Below are 20,924 nucleotides of genomic sequence, written 5' to 3' on the forward strand. Positions count from 1 at the left end.
AATGACGCAGTCCAGCATTAGCAGACTTACTCGCCGTTCCGTGCTCAAGGGGGGAATTGGCCTCGCACTTGCCTCGACGGCCCTTACGGCATTGGGCCTGCCTGTCGCGGCGAGCACCGCTGGCAAGAAGGTGATCATCGGCGCCTTCGCCGACGGCGGCCTGACCCCGTTCAAACAGAAGATCATCCCTCTGGCCAAGGATGCCGGGTTCGACATCGAGTTCCTCGAGGATGAATATGGCGTAACCCTGGAGAAGTGGTTCGCCGACGCCAAGAACAGCGCCGGCCAATACGACCTCTATCTTCTCGACGATCCTTGGGTGCCGCAGTTCGGCGCCGCCAATGTGCTGGAGGATCTTGGAGCGGCCGGCATCGATGGCGGCGACAAGGACTGGATCGGCTCGATGATCGACATGGGCTACTGGCCGCCCCAGAAAGGCCCGCGCGTGAAGGGTTTTGAAACTGCCGCGCCAGCGCTCATCTGCGTGCCGTTCGTCGGCGATCTGCAGACGCTGACTTACCGCAACGATGTCTACACAAGCGGCGCGCCGAAAACCTGGGACGAGGTCATCGCCAAGGGCAAGGAAGGCGTGGCGGCGGGCAAGATCAAATATCCGGTCGTCTTCCGGGGCGTTTCCGGCAATCCGATCGTGACCAGCTGGTACCCGGTCTTCCTGTCGTTTGGTGGCTCCTTCTTCGACGACAAGTGGAACCCGGTCTTCAATTCCGCCGCAGGCAAAGCCTCGGCCGAATTCTTCGTCGGCACCATGAAGCAAAACGCGCCGAGCGGCGTCGTCGAGTTCGACTCGGACCAGGAAGGCGCGGCGATCCTCGGCGGCGAAGCAGGTGCTATCATCCAATATTCCGGCAATGCGCTGAAGGCCGACGATCCGACGCAGACAAAGGTGGCTGGCAAGCTCGATTTCGGCGCCGTGCCGAAACAGACTGCGGCGATCGCCCAGATGGGCATCTTCATTGCCGGCATTCCGAAATCGGCGCCCAACAAGGCCAACTCGGTCGAGTTCCTGAAATGGTATGTCAGCGCCGACGTCCAGGCCAAGCTGTCGGAAGCGGGCTCCATCCCGGTCAAGCGGAGCGCCTTCGGCGTCGCCAAGCCCGGCAACCGGCTGATCCCCGTCGCCTTGCAGCAGCTCGACGCTGGAGCGCTGCCGAGGCCGCGCACGCCAGATTGGGCCAAGGTCGAGGAACTGCTCGGCATCGAGCTCAACAAGGCGCTGCAGGCTGGCTCGGGTGGCGGGGCCGCGTTGGACACGGCCGCCAAGCAGGTCAAGGAGTACCTGTCTTCTGTCGGTTATTATTGATGCCAAATGGCGGGACGCAGAGCCGCAAATACCGTCTGCAGGGGGCGGGGCTCGACCTCGCCCTCCCTTATCTCATGCTGGCGCCAGGCTTGCTGATCGTGCTGGGCGTGCTCGTCTATCCCTTGTGGGACGGCCTGCGCGCCAGCACCAAGGCCTATCGTTATGGCTCGGTAGTCGCCGATGTCGGCATGGGCAACTACATCAAGCTGTGGAGCGATCCACAGTTTTTGAATTCGCTGTTGGTGACGGTCAAATTCGTCGCCCTGTCGGTCACCTTCGAGGCAATTCTGGGCTTTGCCCTGGCGCTGTTTTGCTTGCGCGAATTTCGCGGCATCCGCCTGCTGAGGACCATCCTGATTATTCCGATGGTGATAACACCGGTCGTGGTCGCCATCGTCTTCCGGCTGATCTATGCCAGCGACGCGGGCATGCTGACGGCAGTCTCCGAGTGGATGGGCGGCGGCCAGGTGCAAATTCTCGGAAATCCCATCAAGGCCTTCATCGGCCTTGTCGTGCTCGACGTCTGGGAATGGACGCCGCTGATGTTCCTGATCCTTCTGGCCGGCCTGCAGTCGCTGCCGCATGAACCCTTCGAGGCCGCTCGCGTCGATGGCGCCGGCACCTGGCGGGTGTTTGCCGATCTTACCTTTCCTATGATGCGGCCCGTGCTGGCGATCGCCATCGTGCTGCGAACGATCGACGCCTTCGGCACGTTCGACCAGGTGTTCGTGCTCACCCGGGGCGGACCGGGCGAGGCGACGCGGCTGGTCTCGATCTATGGCTACGACACCGCCTTTAAATTCCAGCAGACGGGCTATGCGGCGGCGCTGTTCGTCACGATCGGGCTGGTCGTGCTTGCGCTGGCCCTTAGCGCCGTGCGGCTTCTGCGCAGGGTAGATGCATCATGAACAATCGTCTGGCGCGGATCGGGCTGATGAGCGCCGTACTGGCCATCGTGCTCTTGCCCGTCTACTGGCTTGTCTCGACATCGCTTAAGTCCAATCGCGAGATCACCCAGGAAGGCACGCTCTATCCACATGGTCCTACGCTGGACAATTATATCAGGTTGTTCACGGAAAAGCAGTTCGGCGCCTATCTGACCAACTCGCTGGTGGTGACGTTCTTCTCGGTGACGATCGCCTTGTTCTGCGGCGCCCTGGGCGCCTATGCGATCGCCCGCTTTCGCCTGCCTTTCATGATGGAGCGCAAGGTCGGTCTGTTCCTGCTGACGCTGCGCATCGTGCCGCCGGTCGTGATCCTGATCCCGGTCTATCTGCTGATGCTCAAGCTCGGCCTGCTCGACAGCTGGTTGGGTTTGATCGCCACCTACACCGCCTTCAACATCACCTTCTGCGTCTGGATGATGGAGAGCTTCTTTCGGGAAATCCCAGTGGATCTCGAGGAAGCCGCCATGGTCGATGGCGATTCCCGCTTCGGCGCGTTCCGGCGCATCACGCTGCCGCTGGCAGCTCCCGGCCTCGCGGCGACCGCCATCTTTGCCGTGCTTGTCACTTTCAACGAATTCCTCTTCGCTCTGGCGCTGACGGCCACGCCCCGCGCGATGACGATGCCACGCGGCACCGCCACGCTGATCGGCCGCATCGACACCGACTGGGCCTCGATGTCGGCCGCTGGCGTTATCGGCGCGTTGCCGATCGTCGTCTTCGCGCTGTTGGTGCAGCGCCATCTTGTTCGCGGACTGACCATGGGAGCCGTCAAATGACGACCCGGCTGGGCAGTCACTCACGTCAATCAAGTCGCCGTCGCGGCCACGCTCATGGCCGACACCATGCCGCCTTTTAGGGAACGAAAGATATGCTCGATGTCTGTCTGTTCGGAGCGGGCCTTATCGGCCAGGTGCATGCGGCCAACCTGGCGCGCCACCCCCGGGTGCGCCTGCGCTATATCGTCGATCCGAATCGCGAGGCTGCATCGAAGGTCTCGGCCCTGACAGGGGCCGAGATCGCCGACACCCAGACCGTGATGAATGACCGATCGATCCGCATGGTGTTCATCGCTTCGGCAACGAGAACGCATGCCGACCTGGCCATGGCCGCGGCCGCCAGTGGCAAGGCGATCTTCTGTGAAAAGCCGATCGACCTCGATCTCAAGCGCACCGATCAATGTCTGGCGGCTGTCGAGAAGGCAGCTGTACCCTTTCAGATCGGATTCAACCGTCGGTTCGACCCGAGCTTTCGGGCGCTGAAGGCGCGCCTTGCGCAAGGCGAGATCGGTGCCGTTGAACAGGTCATCATCACCAGCCGGGATCCGGAACCGGAAACCGAGGAAGCGCTGGCGGGAGGAGGGGGGGTCTTCCGGGAGATGACCATTCACGACTTCGACATGGCACGGAACCTGTTGGGAGAGGAGCCGGTCGAGCTCTTCGCGACCGGGTCGTCGCTTGTCGCGCCGCACTATGCCAAGCTGGGGGACTATGATACCGCGATGTTCGTGCTGCGCACGTCGTCGGGCCGGCAATGTCACATCAACAACAGCGTCAGGGCCGCCTACGGCTACGACCAGCGCATCGAGGTGCATGGTGCGGACGGGATGCTGCGGGCCGGCAACAGGATGCCGACATCGGTTGAAATGTCAGGCGCAAAGGCGATATCGCGCGACAAGCCCTATTACTTCTTCGTTGAGCGCTATGCCGAGTCCTACGCGGCCGAGATCGATCATTTCATTACCTGCGTCGAAACGGGGCGACGGCCCGAGGTCACGGCAAGCGACGGCCGCAAGGCGATGATCCTGTGCGAGGCAGCGCTTGCCTCCGCCAAGTCGGGCAGGTTCGAGACGGTCAGATTTTAGGGCAATCGAAACGAGGAGCTTCCAGATGAAGATCGGGATGATTACAGACAGCCTCGGCGACCTCCCATTCGACGAGATGTTAGCCGCCTCGGCCGAGCTTGGGCTTCAGACATTGGAATTCGCGTGCGGCAATTGGTCGTCAGCGCCCCACATCGACCTGCAGGCCATGCTCGCGAGCGCTGCCACGCGCAAGGAGTTCGTCGCCAAGATCCGGGATCACGGGCTGACGATTGCAGCGCTCAATTGCTCGGGCAATCCGCTGCACCCGGGCCCGCAGGGGCAGGTCCACCATGGTGTGACACAGGACACCATTCGCCTGGCCGGCCTGATGGAGATCGACCGTGTCGTCATGATGTCAGGCCTGCCGGGCGGACCGGGTGACGCCAACCCGAACTGGATCATCACCGATTGGCCGCCGGAATGCCTCAAGATCCAGCGCTATCAGTGGGAGGAGCGGATCATTCCCTACTGGCGCGACCTCGTGGCGTTTTCAAACAATCTCGGCATTTACAAACTATGCCTGGAACTGCATGGCCATCAAGCCGTGTACAATGTCCAGACATTGTTCAAGCTGCGTGATGCTGTCGGAGAGACGGTCGGCGCCAACTATGATCCCAGTCACCCGCTGTGGATGGGGGCGGATCCGATTGCCGGCATTCGCACGCTCGGCTCGGCCATCTATTATGTCCACGCCAAGGATACCCGGATCGAGCCCATCGCCGCGGCCATCGACGGCACGCTCGATCCGCGCCCACCAAACCTCTATGCCGAACGAGCCTGGAATTACATCACACTCGGTTACGGTCACGGTGAGACCTGGTGGCGGCAGTTCTGTACCGCGCTCAAGCAGGTTGGCTACGACGATGTCTTGTCCATCGAGCACGAGGACATGATGCTGACGCCGATGGAAGGTATGCGAAAATCCGTTGCGCTGTTGCGCAACGTCGCAATTAACCTTTCTTGATCGGCGACTTGCCGAGGGTGGGCTGCAAGAGCATCGCGCGCCATCTAAACCTCGATTGTGAGCTTGCGATCCGCCACCAGGCTTGCAGGCGTGCGGATCGGATCAACGACAAGTGCCGCGTTGAGCCGCTCGGCAGGTATTCGGCATACCTGCGACCTCATGCGTAACCGAAGCGGCACGACTTTACCGGGCTGGTAACCCGTCCACCTATTCGGAAGACCCCTTCCGCTTCCAGTGCTGGATGGCAATTTAGGCATGTCTGGCTTCAAGAACCGTGATCGTACTGCTGTTGACCAACGGCGGGTCGCCGCCGGAACAATGTGCCTCCGCTTATGTTCGGGTAGAAAATTAGCGGAGACTAATTTGAAATTCTTGCCAGTTCAGGAACCAAGCGAAATGTGGGCGGTATTCGACACGAGCACCGACGAACCGGCCGAGTTTGCAGGTCAGTGCCTCATTGGTCTTACGAAGCCTGCCGCTATTTGGCTCGCTGCGAGAGGCAATGAGGACGAAAGAAGAAACCGTTGCTGGTGCGAATCGGATGTCAACGCAGGGGACACCCTCGGGTCGGTTCTGCGGCAATGGCGTGTCCAGTCGTGGGGACGATGACTGACGAGGCCATGGCTGCCGTACTGGCCTCGCGCGATGACGAAGTGCGGGTTCTCGGCGTGTTTGACGCGGCGAACAAGAAAGAAGCTGCCATTGAACTTCGCCGTCTGGGCGATGCGGTTCACTTTATCGCGAACGCGTCGGTTTTGGGCTACGATGTTCGCTCTGCGATGATCTTCTATGGGAACGCGGGAGTACCAAGTTTGAGAGCGCAGCACTGCGAGCAACTTTGGGCGAAATATAGCACGCTTCTCGTGGAGCCGGACTGCAGTTCTTGACGGGGGGCTGGGTTTCAGCACAGGCTGACCGACCGGACCTTGGCGGCGCGCTGGTTGCGACGAGGTGCTCTCGCCCTCCGTGGACATGACGTTGGTTACAAGGCTGGCGCCGGTCCTGCCGCCGCCACGACGCATCTGCCGGCTTGTCGATCAAGGCGGCGGTGGCGGCAAAATTTGACAGCACTGCCACAGCACAGCCGCACTGGCTTCACATCGTCCAATCAGGCTGCTTTCCTGATGACTGCCTTGAAAGGTTGATCCATGGTGAAGGCGTCTGGCCGCACCGCCCGCTCAACCTGGCCCCATGTCACAGGGTGGGCGATTGGAAATCCCGGGCGTGCTCGTGGAGAGAACGCGCCCACGGCCGTGTTGCCTCTCCCGTTGCGGAGGTAATCGATAAAAATACGTCCCGTTCTTGCCGCCGGTGCAGCAGACAGGAGGTAGCGGTCGGGATGCGCGTCAGCGAGGCACCGGGCAAGCGACTTGCCGAGTTGCCGGGCGTTGTCGTGGGTCATCCTTGTCTCAAGAGGGGCCATCAAATGGATGCCCTTGCCACCGGTGACCTTGGGCCAACTCTTCAGACCTGAAGCCTCCAGGATGTCGCGAAGCGCCAGCGCCGCTTCGATCACCTGCTCCCACTCGACGCCCTCGCCGGGGTCGAGGTCCAGCACGACGCGGTCGGCCCGCTCGATGTCATCCATGGTGGCGTTCCACGGATGAAGCTCGACCGCATCCATCTCGACCAGCCCGAGCAAACCGGCGAGATCGTCCACCCACACGCGGACACCCTGCCCACCCTCGCGCTTCTGGATGCGCAACTGATGCACGGCGCCCGGAATATCGGGCAAGGGACCTTTGTGATAGAAAGTGGTCCCGCTCGCGTGGCGGACCAGCTTCAGTGGTCTGTGGCCGAGATGGACCAGCGCTTGCTCGGCAACCTGTTCCCAGTAGCGCACAAGGGCTTCCTTGGAAGGCGAGACCGCGTCCGGCAGCAGCTGAAGAACGTTCTCACGGGGCACTGCGGGTCCCTCGGGCCTATTCCGCCGCTTCGATGAGGCGGGCGGCTTTGCCGGGATCGTGATGAGATCTTCACGGAGGCCTTTGAATACTGCTTCGCGCAAGATGCTGCGGTCGGTGACGCCACTGAACTGCACCTCGGCCAAAACGTCCGGCCTGACCCATGTGGCCTTGGGCTTGTCGATCGGCTCCGACAATGGCGCCTTGTCAATAATCAGCGGGTCGAGACGCTCGCGGACCTGTCGCGCGATACTCAAGCTGTAGCCGCTCTGGGCTTTGCCGGCATAAAGCAGCCGGTCGTCTTCACGCCTGCCGATGTAGAGCGAGGCGATCCGGCGCGGTTGAGCGCCAAGCTTCTCTACGAAAGCCACGATAGGAAAGGTGTCGCTCTTGATGCATTTTATCTTGACCCAGCTTGTCTGGACGCCGGAGCGATAAGGGGAATCGGCAAGCTTTGACACTATGCCTTCCAAGCCCATACGGCAGGCATGCGCGAACATATCCGTGCCGCTCACCTCGAGATGTTCGGCATAGGTCAGCGTCGGCGCTGAATCCTTGAGCAGCTTCTCCAAGGCCGCCTTGCGTTGCAGAAGCGGCCGCTGCCGAAGATCGCTGCCGTTGAGATGAAGCAGGTCGAACGCATAGAAGATGAGCCTCGGCGAGCCCGGATTGCCTAGCTCCCGTTCCAAGGCTTGGTAGTCCGGGAGGCCGGTCTCGCCCAGAACGACAGCCTCACCATCGATGATCGCGGACTTTGCCGGCAGGCTCGCCGCCGTCTTAACGATTCTCTTGTACCGATGTGACCAATCGTGACCCCGGCGCGTGAAGGCTCGCGCCCTTGCACCCTCCACAATGAGCTGGGTCCGGTAGCCGTCATACTTGATCTCGTGAAGCCAGCTGCCGCCGTCAGGAGCTTTCTCGACCAACATTGGCGACTGGAACTCGATGAATGACAGCCGGTCTTCGGTCTTACTCATGCGCACACGAACTCCTGGAATCGGGAGTCAAAACGTGGGAGGGCAATGAGTTCCGATAATTTTAGCAAAATTGTATATATACGCGATGGCGACGTGCCCGCCGACAGACCCATCGCGCGTCTAACCACCCTAGCCTCGCAGTTTCACCCCACCCGCTTTGTACCGCGCGATACCTCCCGATAGACGAATCGAGAAGCGGACCTGTTGATCTGAAAGGCTGCTGACGTTGCGGCCCCAGATGCCCACCCAGTTAGCTGCCGCCGCACCGTCCGGCTCTCGCTGGTTTTCATCCTATTCGTCGCCGGCCTGGGGCGTCGGCTCCGCGCGAGGCAGCGACCCCGAACACGAGGCTGCCGGGCAGGGCACGCACCGGCCCTGTCGCGCAGGGCCTTTTAACGGTCCAGAAGTCTTCATCGCTTAAAGCGATCTCATGAAACTGCTGCGACATTTTGCCGAACCGACCCGTCGTCTCTTCCTGATGAGAACGGCTTTGCCCGTCATTGGGGTGACACTGCTCATTGCAGCAGCCGCGACAGGTTTATTGCTTTGGTCCACGATCCAGACTGACAGCGTTGCCGCGGCGCGGCAGAAAAGTCTGGTTGGACTGATCATGTCCAAGCTGGAGAGCGCAGTAGCGCACGACCAGGAGAGCGTGACGGTTTGGGACGACGCGGTCAACGCGCTGCGCGGCGGCGATGCGAAATGGCTCGATACCAATCTCGGCAGCTGGATGCACACGTATTTCGGTCATGACCAGGTTTATATTCTCGATGCCAATGATGCGCCGGTCTACGCATTCACCGATGGGGCGACCGCTGACCCCGGCAGCTACCGCGCCATACACGCGACCACTGCGCCTCTGGTCCAGACTTTGAGAGCAAGGTTGAAGCGAGGGGATACCGAAGGTGTTACGGAACAGGTGCTCACAATAGGCGCTTCCGAAATGGCCGTTATCGCCGGCCATCCCGCGGTCGTCAGCATCAAGCCCGTGGTTTCCGACAGTGGCCACATCGCGCAGGTGCCAGGCCAGGAATTCCTGCATGTGGCCGTTCGCTACCTCGACGGCAGTTTCCTTACCGCCCTGCGCCAAGACTATCTTCTCGATGGCGCGCGATTCTCCTGGCACGATAAGCTCGCTTCCGGAGAGGCTTCCTATCCCGTTGTCGACCGATCTGGACCTATCGGCTTCTTCGTTTGGCGGCCATATCGGCCAGGAGCATTTGTCCTCTTTCAACTCGTGCCCGTTCTCGTCGCCGTGTTTGGTCTGGTACTGGCCGGTGTCATCACGGCCCTGATAGGGTTTCGCAAGCGGACGTTGAAGCTGATCGAGACGGAGGACCGGATCTACCACCTCGCTCACAACGATCTGCTTACAGCGCTGCCCAATCGCGGTCAGTTCAACGAGCGTCTGGCAGATGCACTGGCGCGCCTGCCGTCGACGGACGAGCAGCTCGCGATACTTTACCTCGACCTCGACCGCTTCAAGCAGGTTAATGACAGTTTTGGCCATCCGGCGGGTGACGAGCTGCTCAGGGAGTTCGCGGACCGGCTAAGACGGCTGACGACTGATGCGGACACGGTGGCGCGTCTTGGTGGCGATGAATTCATCATCATCCGACGTTCGGTTGGCGGCGAGAATGACGTCAAGGCACTATGCGAGCATTTGATCGAGTCTGCCCGTCGGCCGTTCGAGGTCGCCGGGGTACAAGTATTTGTCGGCGTAAGTGTCGGCGTAGCGGTTGCACCCAAGGACGGGTTGGACACGGTCGAGTTGGTGCGGAAAGCCGACGTGGCGCTCTATCATGCCAAAGCGGGGGGCCGCAGCAGCTACGCCTTCTTTGGGCACGAGATGGATCTGACGCTGGCCAGCCGCAAGGGCATGGAACAGGACCTGCGCAACGCGCTCGATGCGAGCGGCCAGATCCAGGTCCACTATCAGCCGCTATACGCCGCCGACACAAACAGGATGACGGGTGTCGAAGCGCTGGCCCGCTGGTCTGATCCGGAGCGGGGCTGGGTTGCACCGGACTTGTTCATACCGCTGTCCGAGGAAGCAGGGTTGATCGAAAAGCTTGGCGAACTGGTGCTCAGGCAGGCGTGCCTTGACGCGGTGGATTGGCCCATCGAGACCTTGGCTGTGAATGTGTCGGCCTTGCAGCTGAACAACCCCAGTTTCGCCATGCGAGTGACCAGTATCTTGTTGGAGACGCACATGGATCCGCGGCGGCTCGAAATCGAAGTTACCGAAAGCGCTCTGTCGGAGCGACGGAGCGAATGTCGAAACAACATCGAGGCTCTGCGCAGCATCGGAGTGCGCTTTGCACTCGACGATTTCGGCACCGGATTCTCCTCCTTGGGAAGACTGCAGACGCTGCAAGTCGACAGGATCAAGATCGACCGAAGCTTCGTGCAGGGCTTTGGTCGCTCCAACGGTGACGAGGCCATCGTTCAGGCGATTATCAACCTAGCCCGCGCGACCGGACTTAGCACCACTGCCGAAGGAGTGGAGACCGAAAGCCAGTGCGATTACCTGCGCAAGCTCGGCTGTGACCAGCTCCAAGGCTTTCTGCTGTCCAGGCCACTGCCCAAGGGGGAGCTTCAAGAGCTTCTCGGGGGCGTATCAGCGCGCGCCTCTGCCTAGGAGCCCCGCGGGGGCGAGCCACAGAAGCTGGCACCCGCGGTGGCTGGAAGCCGGCGCCGGCCACCGGCTGCCTAGCAGCCCTGGACCTTCAGTGATTTGACCATGCGAACGATAAGCGGATCATAAGGGACCTTCTCGTTGCGAGCATAGTTGACCGTAAACAATGCCGCTCTGTCCCCGCAGATCTTGATAGCCCGGACATACAGGATCTGACCGTCCTTCAGTCCTGAATAGCTGGCCCATTGCGGGGTCACTCGCTTGTAGGTCACCTTCCAGCCGTCGTTCTCGTTCACGGCAATGCGATGCTCGATCTCGGTGCGAAAGCTTGCCTTGCCGAGTTGCGCCCCCCAGATCGCAAGAAATGCTTTGTTTTTGCCCTCAAAGGCTGCTCCTTGATCGGAGCGCTGGGCAAGCACGAACCCCGGCGGAACGTCGAATACGAATCCCAGATGCTTGATCCCAAACCCCTCCCATTGTTCAGCACCCAGCAGGGAAGTGGAGATCATCGTGGCGCCCAAGCTGAGCAGAATATGCGGCAGACGTTTCATGGGTGTAATCCTGTCTCGTTCGGCCCTGCGCCATGCCGGGCGCAGCCCAGCCGGCCGGCCCTGGCGGAGAGCCAGCCATCTGCGGCTCCAAAGCCAGCGGACCTTTTCAAATCTGACGTGGCACTCTTTGTTCCATTAGGAACTAAGAATATCCCGGGACGCGCATCGGCCGAGTGGCCGCGCCTGTTTCAGCGCAGCGCTGCCCGCCAGCACCCGACGGTGCCGGTGTCTCGGAGGCAATGGTCGTGAAAATAGTGAAGAAGCTTGGGGGCGGCGGTTGCGCTGGCTAACAAGACAGCCCGCATGGTCTGGGCATTGATGACCGGCGGCGAGCGCTACAGGGAGCCGGTCATCGCATAGAACGAAACAAGGCGCGGGATCGCCAACGAGGTTGGAAAGGGCGGACAGGAGCTAATGCACAAAGCCGGTTGAACCCGCCGGATCAGGAAAACCCACTGGGGCCGTGCACTATGAGTGCGAGCTTTCGATCGGGACCTGAAAGGCGCGAATGGCATTATGGCCAGCGGCACATGAAAGGCCGCACCTACAGGTCGGATACATGGCCGCACCAACCAGCAACTGCAAAAGCTCACAAATCCCTTGCCAACGGAGAGCCGTCCATACATGGCCCCAAACAGGACCCTCTGTTTCTTGCAGGATCTAAGCCCGCTTGAGATTTTCCGCTAGGTCTTGACGGCACACGGGGCTAGCATGGACTGACTGGGAGGTGGGGGATGACAAACGTCTCGATCCGCCGGGCGGACTTCATGATGGTCCTCGCCTATGCGTCGGACCTTGCCACCGGCCATTCTCGCGACTTCGCGCTCAAGTCCTGCGTACTTGCAATGCGGATCGCCGATCTTGCGGGAGTTTCCGAGCAGGATCGGCGCAATGCCTACCACCAGTCGATGCTGCGCTATGTCGGCTGCAATGCGGACACCGACCTTCTGTCGGCCACCTTCGGCGACGAAATCGCGCTCCGCCAGGATCTTGTGGGTCTAGACATGGGCAATCGTGCGGAACTGGGGAGGGTCTTCGTGCAGGCCTTCAAGCGGTTCTACTATGACCTCGAACCGGACGCGCAGGCGAGGGCGATCGAGACCGCGATGTCGCAGGCGCTCGCGGTGGCGCGCCCGGTCCTCACAGCTCATTGCGAGGTCGCGCAGCGGATAGGCGAGCGGCTCGGCCTGTCGGACGAGATCCCGCGCAATCTCGGTCAAATTTACGAACGTTGGGACGGCAAGGGCCTACCGCGTGGGCTGAGCGGCGAGGATGTACTGCCAGCCGTGCGGCTCATCACATTGGCGCAGGATGCTATCGCATTATGCGATGCGGTCGGTATCGAAGGGATGGCCGAGGCCATCGCCAGCCGCGCTGACGGCCCATACGAAGCGGATCTGGCCCGACTCGTCTCGGACAACGCGCCGGCGCTGATGGAGGGCATCAGGGCGACGGTCGACCGCGAGACCATTTTGGCGCTAGAGCCCGATCCGCCGGTGATGCTGGACGAGGCAGCCTGCGACGAGGCGTTCCTGGCCATTGCCGACATGATCGATATGCGCATGCCCTTTACGCAAGGCCATTCGAGGATGGTGTCGGAACTGGCGGAGGGTGCAGGGAGACGTATCGGCTTGCCCGCCCCTGACGTCCGTGCGCTGCGCTGGTGCGGTTGCATTCATGACATTGGCGAACTCGTGGTGCCGGTGGCGACTTGGATGCGCAACGGTCCGCTGTCGGTCCGCGAGCGCGACGCGGCGCAGTTGCACGCCTATTACGGCGAACGTGCGCTGGCCTCGTTCGGCCGCGAGGGCGATGTTATGGCCGCGCTCGTGCTCCGCCATCACGAACGCCTGGATGGCTCGGGCTATCACCGCAAGGTTGGCGGCTCCGACCTGTCCCCGGCGGCACGGATCCTGGCTGCTGCCGAAGCCTTCCAGACCTCGCGAGAGGAACGTCCGCACCGCAAGGCGTTGTCCAGCGAGGCGGCGGCAACGCAGCTGAACGCCGCTGTTCGAGAGGGCTGTATCTGCGCCGCCGCCGCCGAGGCCGTGCTGTCCTTCGCGGGCCAGCCGTCGCGCCGGGCGTCGCCCCGGTCGCTGGCCGGAATGACGCCGCGTGAGATCGAGGTGCTGCGTTTGATCGCTGCCGGACTCACGGCGAAGGAGGCGGCACGCAAGCTCGATATCTCGCCCAAGACCGCGGATCACCATATCCAGAGCGTCTATTCCAAGATCGGCGTGACCACCCGCGCCGGAGCCACGCTCTATGCGGTCGAGCACGGCCTTATCCGACCGGGGGAAATGCAGGCATAGGGAATACACCCCATGTGCGCCTGCTCCGAGGCGCGCATCGTGATCCTGTCGACGGGCCAATGGTGGCCGCGACCGACAGGAGGAAAACCAAATGCTTCTCGCAACGACCAAGGTGGCGGACGTCGACCGCTTCATCCGTATCTTTTCGACCAAGGGCGCCGACAAGCGCCGGTTGCACGGTTCGAACGGCGCAACCGTGTTTCGTGACCCCAGCGAGCCGGACCGCGTCTGGGCGATCTTCGACTGGGACGCCGAGGGCTGGAGGAATTTCGTGTCGGATCCCGAAGTGCCGGCGATTCTGCAGGAAGCCGGCCACGTCGGCAAGCCGCAGGCGGCACTGCTGCTCGGTCACTATGAGGCCTGACATGCGCTGCGCGCCGACTGCTGCCTGCAGCGGCGCGCCCCACGAAACCCCCAAGATCGGAGAAATGAAATGGATTTGAAACCCATCAAGATCGGCCTCATCGCCGAACTTACCGGCCCGTTGTCCTTCATGGGCATCGCCAACGCAAACCTGACGACCATGCTCGTCGACGACATCAATGCCAAAGGCGGCCTGCTGGGCCGGCCGGTGAAGCTCGTCGTCGAGGACGGCGAGACCAGCGAAAGTGTCGCCAAGGAAAGGACCGCGAAACTGATAGACATCGACAAAGTCGATTTGGTCGTCGGCGGCATCTACAGCTCGACCCGCCTGGCCATCAAGAGCGAAGCGGTCTCGCGCGGCAGGACGCTCTATATCTATACCGAGCAATATGAGGGGCAGGAAAACGATCCCCTGATCTTCTGCACCGGCCCCGTCCCGGCGCAGCAGGTCGAGCTATTGATCCCATGGCTGATGAAGAGCACCGGGGCGAAGAAATTCTACCTGCCGTCCGCGGACTACATCTGGCCGCATTTGCTGAACAAGGCCGCGAGTTGGGTAGTGCGAGCCAATGGCGGCGAGATCGTCGGTGAGGAGTATTTTCCGCTCGACACCGTCGATTTCCAGCGAACAGTGCAGCACATCATGGCGAGTGGCGCCGAGGTGGTTTTCAACACCATCGTTCCGCCGGGCCTGACGCCGTTCCTAGACAAATTGCACAAGGCCGGTTTCGGCAAGCGCGGCGGCAAGATCATCTGCACCTACTTCGACGAGAACTTCTTCAACCTGGTGCCGTCGGAGCAGATCGAGGGCTTCTACAGCTGCCTCGACTATTATCAGGAGCTCGACGACCCATTTGGCCGAGCGCTCCTGCGTCGCTACCGGGACCGATTCCCCAGCAGCGCGATGTTGACGGCAGGCAGCGGATGCACCGGCCACTACCGGGCGATCAAGATGTGGGAAGCTGCGGTGAACGAAGCCGGCACGGTCGAGCGCGACGCGGTTATCCGGGCGCTCGATCACGCCAAGCTCAGCGAGGGGCCGGGTGGCCCGGCCGAAATGGTCCCTGGCCAGCACCACGTTCGCATGAACATGTATATCGCACAGGCACAAAGCGGTCGCTTCCGAATCGTGAAGAATTTGGGTCCGATCGATCCCAACGAGCGCGCGCTAAGCGACGAATTCCAACTAAGCAACGTGAGGTAACTGGCGGCGTCGGTCACTGTTCTTCCGAGTGGCGGGGGCGCCTAGATAATGCCCTCGCCATCAACCGGGCCGATGGTGGTTGTACCAGCCACACCCACGCGAGCGACCGGCAAATCAAGACGCGCTATCCCCGCAAGACCTGAAGTCGCTGACAGGCGACTATCAACTCTGTTGGCGCAAAGCAGTTCGCGATACGCTGGACGCATCGGTCCGCTTTCAAGTCTCGTCATCGCCAAAACGGACAGTCCGCAAACCGCTCCATTTTTTCGCAAAGAGAGTCCTTGGCCAGCTCAGGCTAAATTGGTATTTCGAGTCAGCAATCACTCTCGTTCGTTGTTTTCGGGTTCAATCGCACACCCTCCGGCCCACCATTATTGTTATTTACCAATAGCGTACGGGCAAGTTCGCCCGCGGGTTCGCCAAGCGGGATATTACCGTCCCGGGAGCACAATGATCGTGACGCAGAAAGGGATCACCCTGAAAGACGTGGCCGCCGCGGCCAACGTTTCGCGCGCCACGGCGGCGCGGGCGCTCAACAGTTATGGTTACGTTGGCGACGGGACGGCGCTGCGCGTGCTGGAAGCCGCCGAGCGACTGGGCTATCGCGCCAACCTCGTGGCGCAGGCCCTGCGCAGCGGGCAGCTGCCGATCGTCGGCTTCATTCCCGGCGACATCCAGAACCCGTTCTTCGCGCGCATTGCCCATGATATCGAGGCGGAACTGCGCAGGCACCGCCACAATCTTCTGATCGCCAGCAGCGAAGAGAATGTCGACCAGGAAAAGGAACTGCTCGAAAGCCTGCGTGCGCTCAGCATCCGTGGCTTCATTCTTGCGCCGACCTCGGCGACGGACAGCGAGCATATCGTGCAACTCGCCCGTGAGGGCACGCCGGTCGTGCTGATCGACCGTGTCGTCAAGGAAGTGGACTGCGACAGCGTCGTCGTCGACAATGAAGGCGGTGCGCGCGAGGCCGTGGACTACCTGGTTGCCAATGGCCACGAGCGCATCGGCCTGTTGCGGGACGAATCGCGCATCTTCACCGCGCAGGAACGCCTTGCCGGTTACCAGAATTCGCTTGCGGCGCATGGCATTGCCCTCGACCCGTCGCTGGTCAGCGTGTCACGCTCGACCGTGGAACATGCTGTCGACGCCACCATTCGACTGTTCAGCCGCCGCGATCGCCCAACCGCCTTGTTCACCGTGGACAGCCTTATGACCCAAGGCGCGTTGCTCGGCCTGCGCTCGATGGGATTGTCAATCCCGCATGATGTTTCGCTGGTCGGCTTCGACGATTTCAACCTCGCCACCTTCACCGATCCCCAGATCACCGTCATTGCACAGCCGACAGCCGAAATAGGGCCGCTTGCCGCCAAAATGCTGCTCGACCGCCTGGCCGGCAAGAAGCTGGCCCCGCGCCACACGCGCTTCCCGACCCGTCTCATCGTTCGCGGCTCGGTCTCGCGGCTGCACGGGCGCTGATCGCTCGATCCAAATAGGCTCTTCCGCGAATTCGTCCGACGAGGGGACTTGCCAACCTCTGCAATGCGTGCGTTAAATATGTGAGATCGATCTCACAATCAGCCGGATCGATGATGGCCGTGGCGACCTACCGGCGGCGCACCTGCAACGAACGGACGCCCTGCCGCAGCGAAAATACGAGGAAGACCTGCATGCTCAACTTTGACAAAGACCGCTTCATCAAGATCCAGAGCGGAGCCGTCTCCTTCGCCGAGGAGGCGAGGGCGCTCCTGCACCGGCTGCTCGGCGAGGGCGTCGAGCGGCTCTATTTCATGGGGACCGGCGGCGTGCAGCTTCTGACCCTTCCGGCGATCGAGCTGGCCGAGCGCCGTACGAACTTTCCGGTGCGGGGAGAATATCCGGCGCAGGTCGTGCTTGATCCGCCGGCCGGGCTGGACCGGAAGTCGCTCGTGGTCATTCCCTCGCTGTCGGGCACGACCAGGGAAAGCGTGCAGCTGCTTTCCTTCCTGAAGCAGAAAGGCGTGCGCACGCTCTCGCTCACCGGCCATTCCGACACGCCACTTGCCAGGGAAGCCGATTTCACCTTCACGAACTTCGCGGAGGACGACACCTCTTCGGAATCCTTTTATCTGCAGTCGCTGCTGATTGTGCTGGCACTGCTGGACGAGCGCGGCGAGTACGAGGACTTCGACGCCACGGTGGCCGAGCTCAAGAGACTGCCTGAACTGCTGGTTGGGGCAAAGGCGGCCTACGAAGACAGCGCGGCAAAACTCGCCGACACGATCAAGAACGAAACCTATCACATCTTCACCGGCGCCGGCTCCGTCTGGCCGCAAGCCTATTATTACGGCATGTGCATTCTGGAAGAGATGCAGTGGATCAGGACCAGACCGGTCCATGCCGCCGACTTCTTCCACGGCACGCTGGAGCTGGTCGAACCGGGTGTGAGCGTATTCCTCTTCAAGGGGGAAGATGCCAGCCGTCCGCTGGGTGATCGCGTCGAAAATTTCATCAAGCGATACACCGACAAGGTGCACGTTCTCGATGCCGCGTCGGTCGAACTGCCCGGTATCTCGCCTGCTGTTCGCAAGCTCATCTCGCCGATCGTGCTTGCGACGTTGCTGGAACGCGTAAGCGCGCATCTGGAAGTGTTGCGCAATCACCCGCTGACGACGCGCCGCTACTACAAGCGCGTCGAATACTGATCACCTCACCTCACAAAAACGAAGAAGGGAACTGATCATGAAATATTCAACACAGGCGGCAATCGCCGCGCTGGCAGCGGCATCGGCACTGGGCCTGACAATGGGACCAGGTGTCGGCGCCGAGGCGGTCCAGGCCGATCCGAACGCGAAGGTCGATTACCAGGGAACGCTGTCGGTCCTGACGAAGTTCGGCGCGCAGCAGCTGGCGCCCTACTTCGTCGGCGTCGCCCAGGATTATGAGAAGCTTCATCCCGGCGTGAAAGTCGAACTCATCCAGGAAAGCGACGACAGCGTCAAGGACAAGACCAAAACGCTTGTCGCGTCGAACTCGCTCCCGGACATCTACTTTTCCTGGACCGGCAGCTGGGGCGGAAACTTCGTGCGCGGCCATCGCGCCGTCGACCTGACCCCGGTCATCGGACCCGATACCGAGTGGGGCAAGACACTGACACCGGCGGCCGTTCAGGCCTTCATGTACAACGGCGAATACTACGGCATTCCGCTCTATCTCGACGCAAAATTCATGGGCTACAACAAGCAGGCTTTCTCCAAGCTCGGCCTGAGCGCGCCCAAGACCTTCGAGGAGCTCCTGTCGTCCTGCGAGACGATCCGGAAATCGGGCATGACGCCGATCTCTTTCGGCAACAAGGAAGCCTGGCCGGCAATCCACTATGTGGGGCAGCTGCTCGCCTACGACGTCCCGCAGGCGGTACTCGAGAAGGATTTCGACCCGGGCACGGCGGAGTATAGCGACCCGGGCTATGTCGCCGCGCTCACCCAATACAAGCAGCTCATCGACAGTTGCACGGATGGCGGCGCCTCGGTGAACGGCACCTCATATTCGTCGGCCATCCAGACCTTCAGCAACACGAAATCGGCCATGTACTACCAGGAGATCATCGAGTTCGATCAGAGCGCGTCGGCGGATTCCGCTTTGAAAGTCTCCGATCTGGGCTTCTTCACCCTGCCTGTGCCGAACGGCGCAAAGGGCGACGCGAAAGCGATCGAAGGCGCGCCGGAAGGCTACATGATCAGTTCCGCCTCCAGCAACATCCCGCTGGCGATCGACTTCATGAAATTCGTTACGTCCAAGCAGAATGGCCAAGTGCTCTCGGCTCCGCCCTACGGGCAGCCTAGCGCGACCATCGGCGGGGCGTCGGAAGCCAACATGAACCCTTCCGTCGTGGCCGGCCTCAAGGATATCGCCTCCGCCTCCTACCTGATGCCGTGGCTGGACACGGTGAACCCGCCGCGCGTGGCTTCAGCCTGGCTGTCCAGCCTCCAGGCCCTCACCGGTGGCTCGATGACGCCGGAACAGGTCATGGAGCAGGTCAAGCAGGCGGCCGCGGCATCGAAATAGGCCAATGGCGAATCCCGGTCTGGCCAGAATGGAAGGCGCTGCCTTGAGCAACGCCAGCGGCGAGCCGGCGGCGAAAGCCGGCCGCCGGCTCCGCCACTGGGGCTCGCTCCGGTGGGTCGCCGTCGCCGTGATCCTGGTCGGCTGGTTCGTGTATTACCCGATCGTCGACAACTTTATCGTCAGCACCACCGACGAGGATATTTTTACAGGCGAGACCACGAATATCGGCCTCGCCAATTATGAGCGGCTGCTGCACGACCCGGTCGTCTGGGTGGCGTTGTGGAACAACACGCTCTACGCGTTGATCTCCATCATCTTCCAGGTCGGCGGCGCCTTCGTGCTGGCGGCGCTGATCGAGGGGCTGGGCAGCGAGCGGCAAAGGCGTTTCTGGCGGGCGATTTATTTCATTCCTTCCGCGATCTCGATCACCGTGACCGGCCTGCTGTTCTATTTCATCTACCAGCCCGATATCGGGCTCTTGAACGCCGGGCTCAGGCGCATTGGTCTGGAACAACTCATCCAACCCTGGCTCGGCGGCGAGCACACGGCGATCTACGCGATCATCGCGATGAGCCAGTGGCAGGGCTTCGGCTATTCGACGCTCCTGTTCGCGATCGCGATCCAGAAGATTCCGCGCGATCTCTATGATGCCGCCGTAATGGACGGAGCCGGGCCGCTACGCAGGCTGTGGAGCGTGACGCTGCCGCTGACCCGCGAGATGACCGGCCTGATGATCATCGTCACCATCACCGGCGCGTTCCAGGTGTTCAACGAGGTCATGGTCATGACCGCCGGCGGGCCCAACAACCGCAGCCAGGTGCTTGGCACGTGGCTTTACCAGCAGGGCTTCATCCAGAACAATTTCGGCTACGGCGCCGCGATCGCCGCCGTGATCTTCGCCGTGACCATGATCACCGGAGCGGCCCAGCTTTGGTACACCAGGCGCCGGAGGGTCGAGCTGTGACGGTGATGGCGGCCAGCGGGCGGACCGCGCGCCCGACCTTCGGGAGCGCTCTTGCGAAAGCCTTTCTGTACTCGTTCCTGATCTGTCTCGGCATCGTCGTGCTTTATCCGCTGGTCTGGATGGCGCTCAACGGCTTCAAGGACAATGGGCAGATCTTCGGCGACCCGTTCGCGCTGCCGTCGCGGTGGACCTGGGGCAATTATGTGCAGGCCTGGAACCGGGGCGTCCGCGACTATCTGGTCTCGAGCCTGCTGGTGACCGTCGCTTCAGCGATCTGCACGGTGCTGATCAGTGCCTGGACCGCCTACGGGCTGACGCGAACGCCAATGCCCGGCAAGCCGCTTGTCGTCGGCCTGGTCCTTGGCGGCCTCATGCTCAGTCCGACAGTGGCGCTGATCCCGCTGGTGCGGATGCTGCAGGCGATCGGCCTCTACAACACCTACTGGGCGCTGATCATTCTCTACACGGCGTTCCGGATTCCGTTCAGCACCTTCCTGATCCGCGCCTACATGCTTGGGCTGCCGAGGGATCTCGACGAGGCGGCCCGCATCGACGGCGCCAGCGAGGGGCAGATCTTCTGGCGCATCATCCTGCCGCTGTGCCAGCCGATCATCATCTCCTGCATCATTCTCCACGTTCTGTTTGCCTGGAACGAGTATCTGTTCGCGATGGTCTTCACCAACGGATCGGCAGTTCAGACGCTGCCCGTCGGCCTCACCTCGCTGATGTCCAAGAACGGCACCAATTACGGCGTCGTCTTCGCCGCGATGACGATCTCGGCTCTGCCGATCGTCCTGCTTTTCTTCGCCGCACAGCGGTACTTCATCCGCGGCCTCTCCGAAGGCATCGGCAAATAAATCACCGGGAAGGACAT

Annotated in this window: 17 protein-coding genes; 15 read left to right on the forward strand and 2 right to left on the reverse strand. The window is 61.6% G+C overall.

Going from position 1 to position 20,924, the window contains the following annotated elements:
* The first annotated feature begins 1 nt into the window (after position 1).
* From X739_RS154865 to X739_RS154840, 6 genes are all read left to right on the forward strand, one after another.
* A complete protein-coding gene (locus tag X739_RS154865) occupies positions 2–1,321 on the forward strand; it encodes an extracellular solute-binding protein (protein ID WP_198019223.1) in 1,320 nt (439 codons plus the stop codon).
* On the forward strand, positions 1,321–2,229 hold the full coding sequence (locus X739_RS154860; protein WP_023794367.1) for a sugar ABC transporter permease: 909 nt from the start codon (positions 1,321–1,323) through the stop codon (positions 2,227–2,229). The genes X739_RS154865 and X739_RS154860 overlap by 1 nt, the downstream gene beginning before the upstream one ends.
* Positions 2,226–3,044: a carbohydrate ABC transporter permease gene (locus X739_RS154855; protein ID WP_023794369.1), complete on the forward strand. Its 819-nt coding sequence runs from the start codon at positions 2,226–2,228 to the stop codon at positions 3,042–3,044. The genes X739_RS154860 and X739_RS154855 overlap by 4 nt, the downstream gene beginning before the upstream one ends.
* A gap of 92 nt (positions 3,045–3,136) precedes the next feature.
* Complete coding sequence (iolG, locus tag X739_RS154850; protein WP_023773557.1) at positions 3,137–4,129, forward strand: inositol 2-dehydrogenase; 993 nt, start codon at positions 3,137–3,139, stop codon at positions 4,127–4,129.
* Positions 4,130–4,154: 25 nt separating this feature from the next.
* Positions 4,155–5,093 (forward strand): sugar phosphate isomerase/epimerase, encoded by a 939-nt coding sequence (locus X739_RS154845; RefSeq protein WP_023794372.1) that lies wholly within the window; start codon positions 4,155–4,157, stop codon positions 5,091–5,093.
* A gap of 605 nt (positions 5,094–5,698) precedes the next feature.
* The gene (locus X739_RS154840; RefSeq protein WP_023773559.1) at positions 5,699–5,980 is read left to right on the forward strand and encodes a hypothetical protein; all 282 of its coding nucleotides are present in this window, start codon (positions 5,699–5,701) and stop codon (positions 5,978–5,980) included.
* Positions 5,981–6,201: 221 nt separating this feature from the next.
* Here the strand turns inward: X739_RS154840 and ligD are convergent, their stop codons facing one another.
* Positions 6,202–7,974, reverse strand: a complete 1,773-nt coding sequence (ligD, locus tag X739_RS154835) for a DNA ligase D (protein WP_023794374.1) — start codon at positions 7,972–7,974, stop codon at positions 6,202–6,204.
* Positions 7,975–8,404: 430 nt separating this feature from the next.
* On the opposite strand from ligD, the gene X739_RS154830 reads away from it, so the two are divergent.
* Positions 8,405–10,615, forward strand: a complete 2,211-nt coding sequence (locus X739_RS154830; protein WP_023794376.1) for an EAL domain-containing protein — start codon at positions 8,405–8,407, stop codon at positions 10,613–10,615.
* Between the two features lie 71 nt (positions 10,616–10,686).
* Here X739_RS154830 and X739_RS154825 read toward each other — a convergent pair whose 3' ends face one another.
* Positions 10,687–11,163, reverse strand: coding sequence for a hypothetical protein (locus X739_RS154825; protein ID WP_023794378.1), 477 nt, complete (start codon positions 11,161–11,163; stop codon positions 10,687–10,689).
* 734 nt (positions 11,164–11,897) lie between these two features.
* On the opposite strand from X739_RS154825, the gene X739_RS154820 reads away from it, so the two are divergent.
* The 8 genes from X739_RS154820 (at position 11,898) to X739_RS154785 (ending at position 20,907) form a co-directional block, all read left to right on the forward strand.
* The gene (locus X739_RS154820; protein WP_023794381.1) at positions 11,898–13,475 is read left to right on the forward strand and encodes an HD domain-containing phosphohydrolase; all 1,578 of its coding nucleotides are present in this window, start codon (positions 11,898–11,900) and stop codon (positions 13,473–13,475) included.
* Between the two features lie 91 nt (positions 13,476–13,566).
* A complete protein-coding gene (locus tag X739_RS154815; RefSeq protein ID WP_023781588.1) occupies positions 13,567–13,839 on the forward strand; it encodes a hypothetical protein in 273 nt (90 codons plus the stop codon).
* A 69-nt stretch (positions 13,840–13,908) separates the two neighbouring features.
* The gene (locus tag X739_RS154810) at positions 13,909–15,042 is read left to right on the forward strand and encodes a substrate-binding protein (RefSeq protein WP_023794383.1); all 1,134 of its coding nucleotides are present in this window, start codon (positions 13,909–13,911) and stop codon (positions 15,040–15,042) included.
* 450 nt (positions 15,043–15,492) lie between these two features.
* Complete coding sequence (locus tag X739_RS154805) at positions 15,493–16,521, forward strand: LacI family DNA-binding transcriptional regulator (protein WP_031252008.1); 1,029 nt, start codon at positions 15,493–15,495, stop codon at positions 16,519–16,521.
* Positions 16,522–16,712: 191 nt separating this feature from the next.
* Complete coding sequence (locus X739_RS154800) at positions 16,713–17,726, forward strand: SIS domain-containing protein (protein WP_023794387.1); 1,014 nt, start codon at positions 16,713–16,715, stop codon at positions 17,724–17,726.
* A 37-nt stretch (positions 17,727–17,763) separates the two neighbouring features.
* Positions 17,764–19,086: an ABC transporter substrate-binding protein gene (locus X739_RS154795; RefSeq protein ID WP_023794390.1), complete on the forward strand. Its 1,323-nt coding sequence runs from the start codon at positions 17,764–17,766 to the stop codon at positions 19,084–19,086.
* A 43-nt stretch (positions 19,087–19,129) separates the two neighbouring features.
* Complete coding sequence (locus tag X739_RS154790) at positions 19,130–20,050, forward strand: sugar ABC transporter permease (protein ID WP_245273818.1); 921 nt, start codon at positions 19,130–19,132, stop codon at positions 20,048–20,050.
* A gap of 5 nt (positions 20,051–20,055) precedes the next feature.
* On the forward strand, positions 20,056–20,907 hold the full coding sequence (locus X739_RS154785) for a carbohydrate ABC transporter permease (RefSeq protein ID WP_023794392.1): 852 nt from the start codon (positions 20,056–20,058) through the stop codon (positions 20,905–20,907).
* The last annotated feature ends 17 nt before the right edge of the window (positions 20,908–20,924 follow it).

Source organism: Mesorhizobium sp. LNHC209A00 (genome assembly GCF_000502915.1).
Lineage (GTDB): Bacteria > Pseudomonadota > Alphaproteobacteria > Rhizobiales > Rhizobiaceae > Mesorhizobium.

Coding starts and splice junctions, on each gene's coding strand:
- X739_RS154865 (WP_198019223.1), top strand. CDS start 2: ATGACGCAGTCCAGCATTAGCAGACTTACTCGCCGTTCCGTGCTCAAG.
- X739_RS154860 (WP_023794367.1), top strand. CDS start 1,321: ATGCCAAATGGCGGGACGCAGAGCCGCAAATACCGTCTGCAGGGGGCG.
- X739_RS154855 (WP_023794369.1), top strand. CDS start 2,226: ATGAACAATCGTCTGGCGCGGATCGGGCTGATGAGCGCCGTACTGGCC.
- iolG (WP_023773557.1), top strand. CDS start 3,137: ATGCTCGATGTCTGTCTGTTCGGAGCGGGCCTTATCGGCCAGGTGCAT.
- X739_RS154845 (WP_023794372.1), top strand. CDS start 4,155: ATGAAGATCGGGATGATTACAGACAGCCTCGGCGACCTCCCATTCGAC.
- X739_RS154840 (WP_023773559.1), top strand. CDS start 5,699: ATGACTGACGAGGCCATGGCTGCCGTACTGGCCTCGCGCGATGACGAA.
- ligD (WP_023794374.1), bottom strand. CDS start 7,974: ATGAGTAAGACCGAAGACCGGCTGTCATTCATCGAGTTCCAGTCGCCA.
- X739_RS154830 (WP_023794376.1), top strand. CDS start 8,405: ATGAAACTGCTGCGACATTTTGCCGAACCGACCCGTCGTCTCTTCCTG.
- X739_RS154825 (WP_023794378.1), bottom strand. CDS start 11,163: ATGAAACGTCTGCCGCATATTCTGCTCAGCTTGGGCGCCACGATGATC.
- X739_RS154820 (WP_023794381.1), top strand. CDS start 11,898: ATGACAAACGTCTCGATCCGCCGGGCGGACTTCATGATGGTCCTCGCC.
- X739_RS154815 (WP_023781588.1), top strand. CDS start 13,567: ATGCTTCTCGCAACGACCAAGGTGGCGGACGTCGACCGCTTCATCCGT.
- X739_RS154810 (WP_023794383.1), top strand. CDS start 13,909: ATGGATTTGAAACCCATCAAGATCGGCCTCATCGCCGAACTTACCGGC.
- X739_RS154805 (WP_031252008.1), top strand. CDS start 15,493: ATGATCGTGACGCAGAAAGGGATCACCCTGAAAGACGTGGCCGCCGCG.
- X739_RS154800 (WP_023794387.1), top strand. CDS start 16,713: ATGCTCAACTTTGACAAAGACCGCTTCATCAAGATCCAGAGCGGAGCC.
- X739_RS154795 (WP_023794390.1), top strand. CDS start 17,764: ATGAAATATTCAACACAGGCGGCAATCGCCGCGCTGGCAGCGGCATCG.
- X739_RS154785 (WP_023794392.1), top strand. CDS start 20,056: ATGGCGGCCAGCGGGCGGACCGCGCGCCCGACCTTCGGGAGCGCTCTT.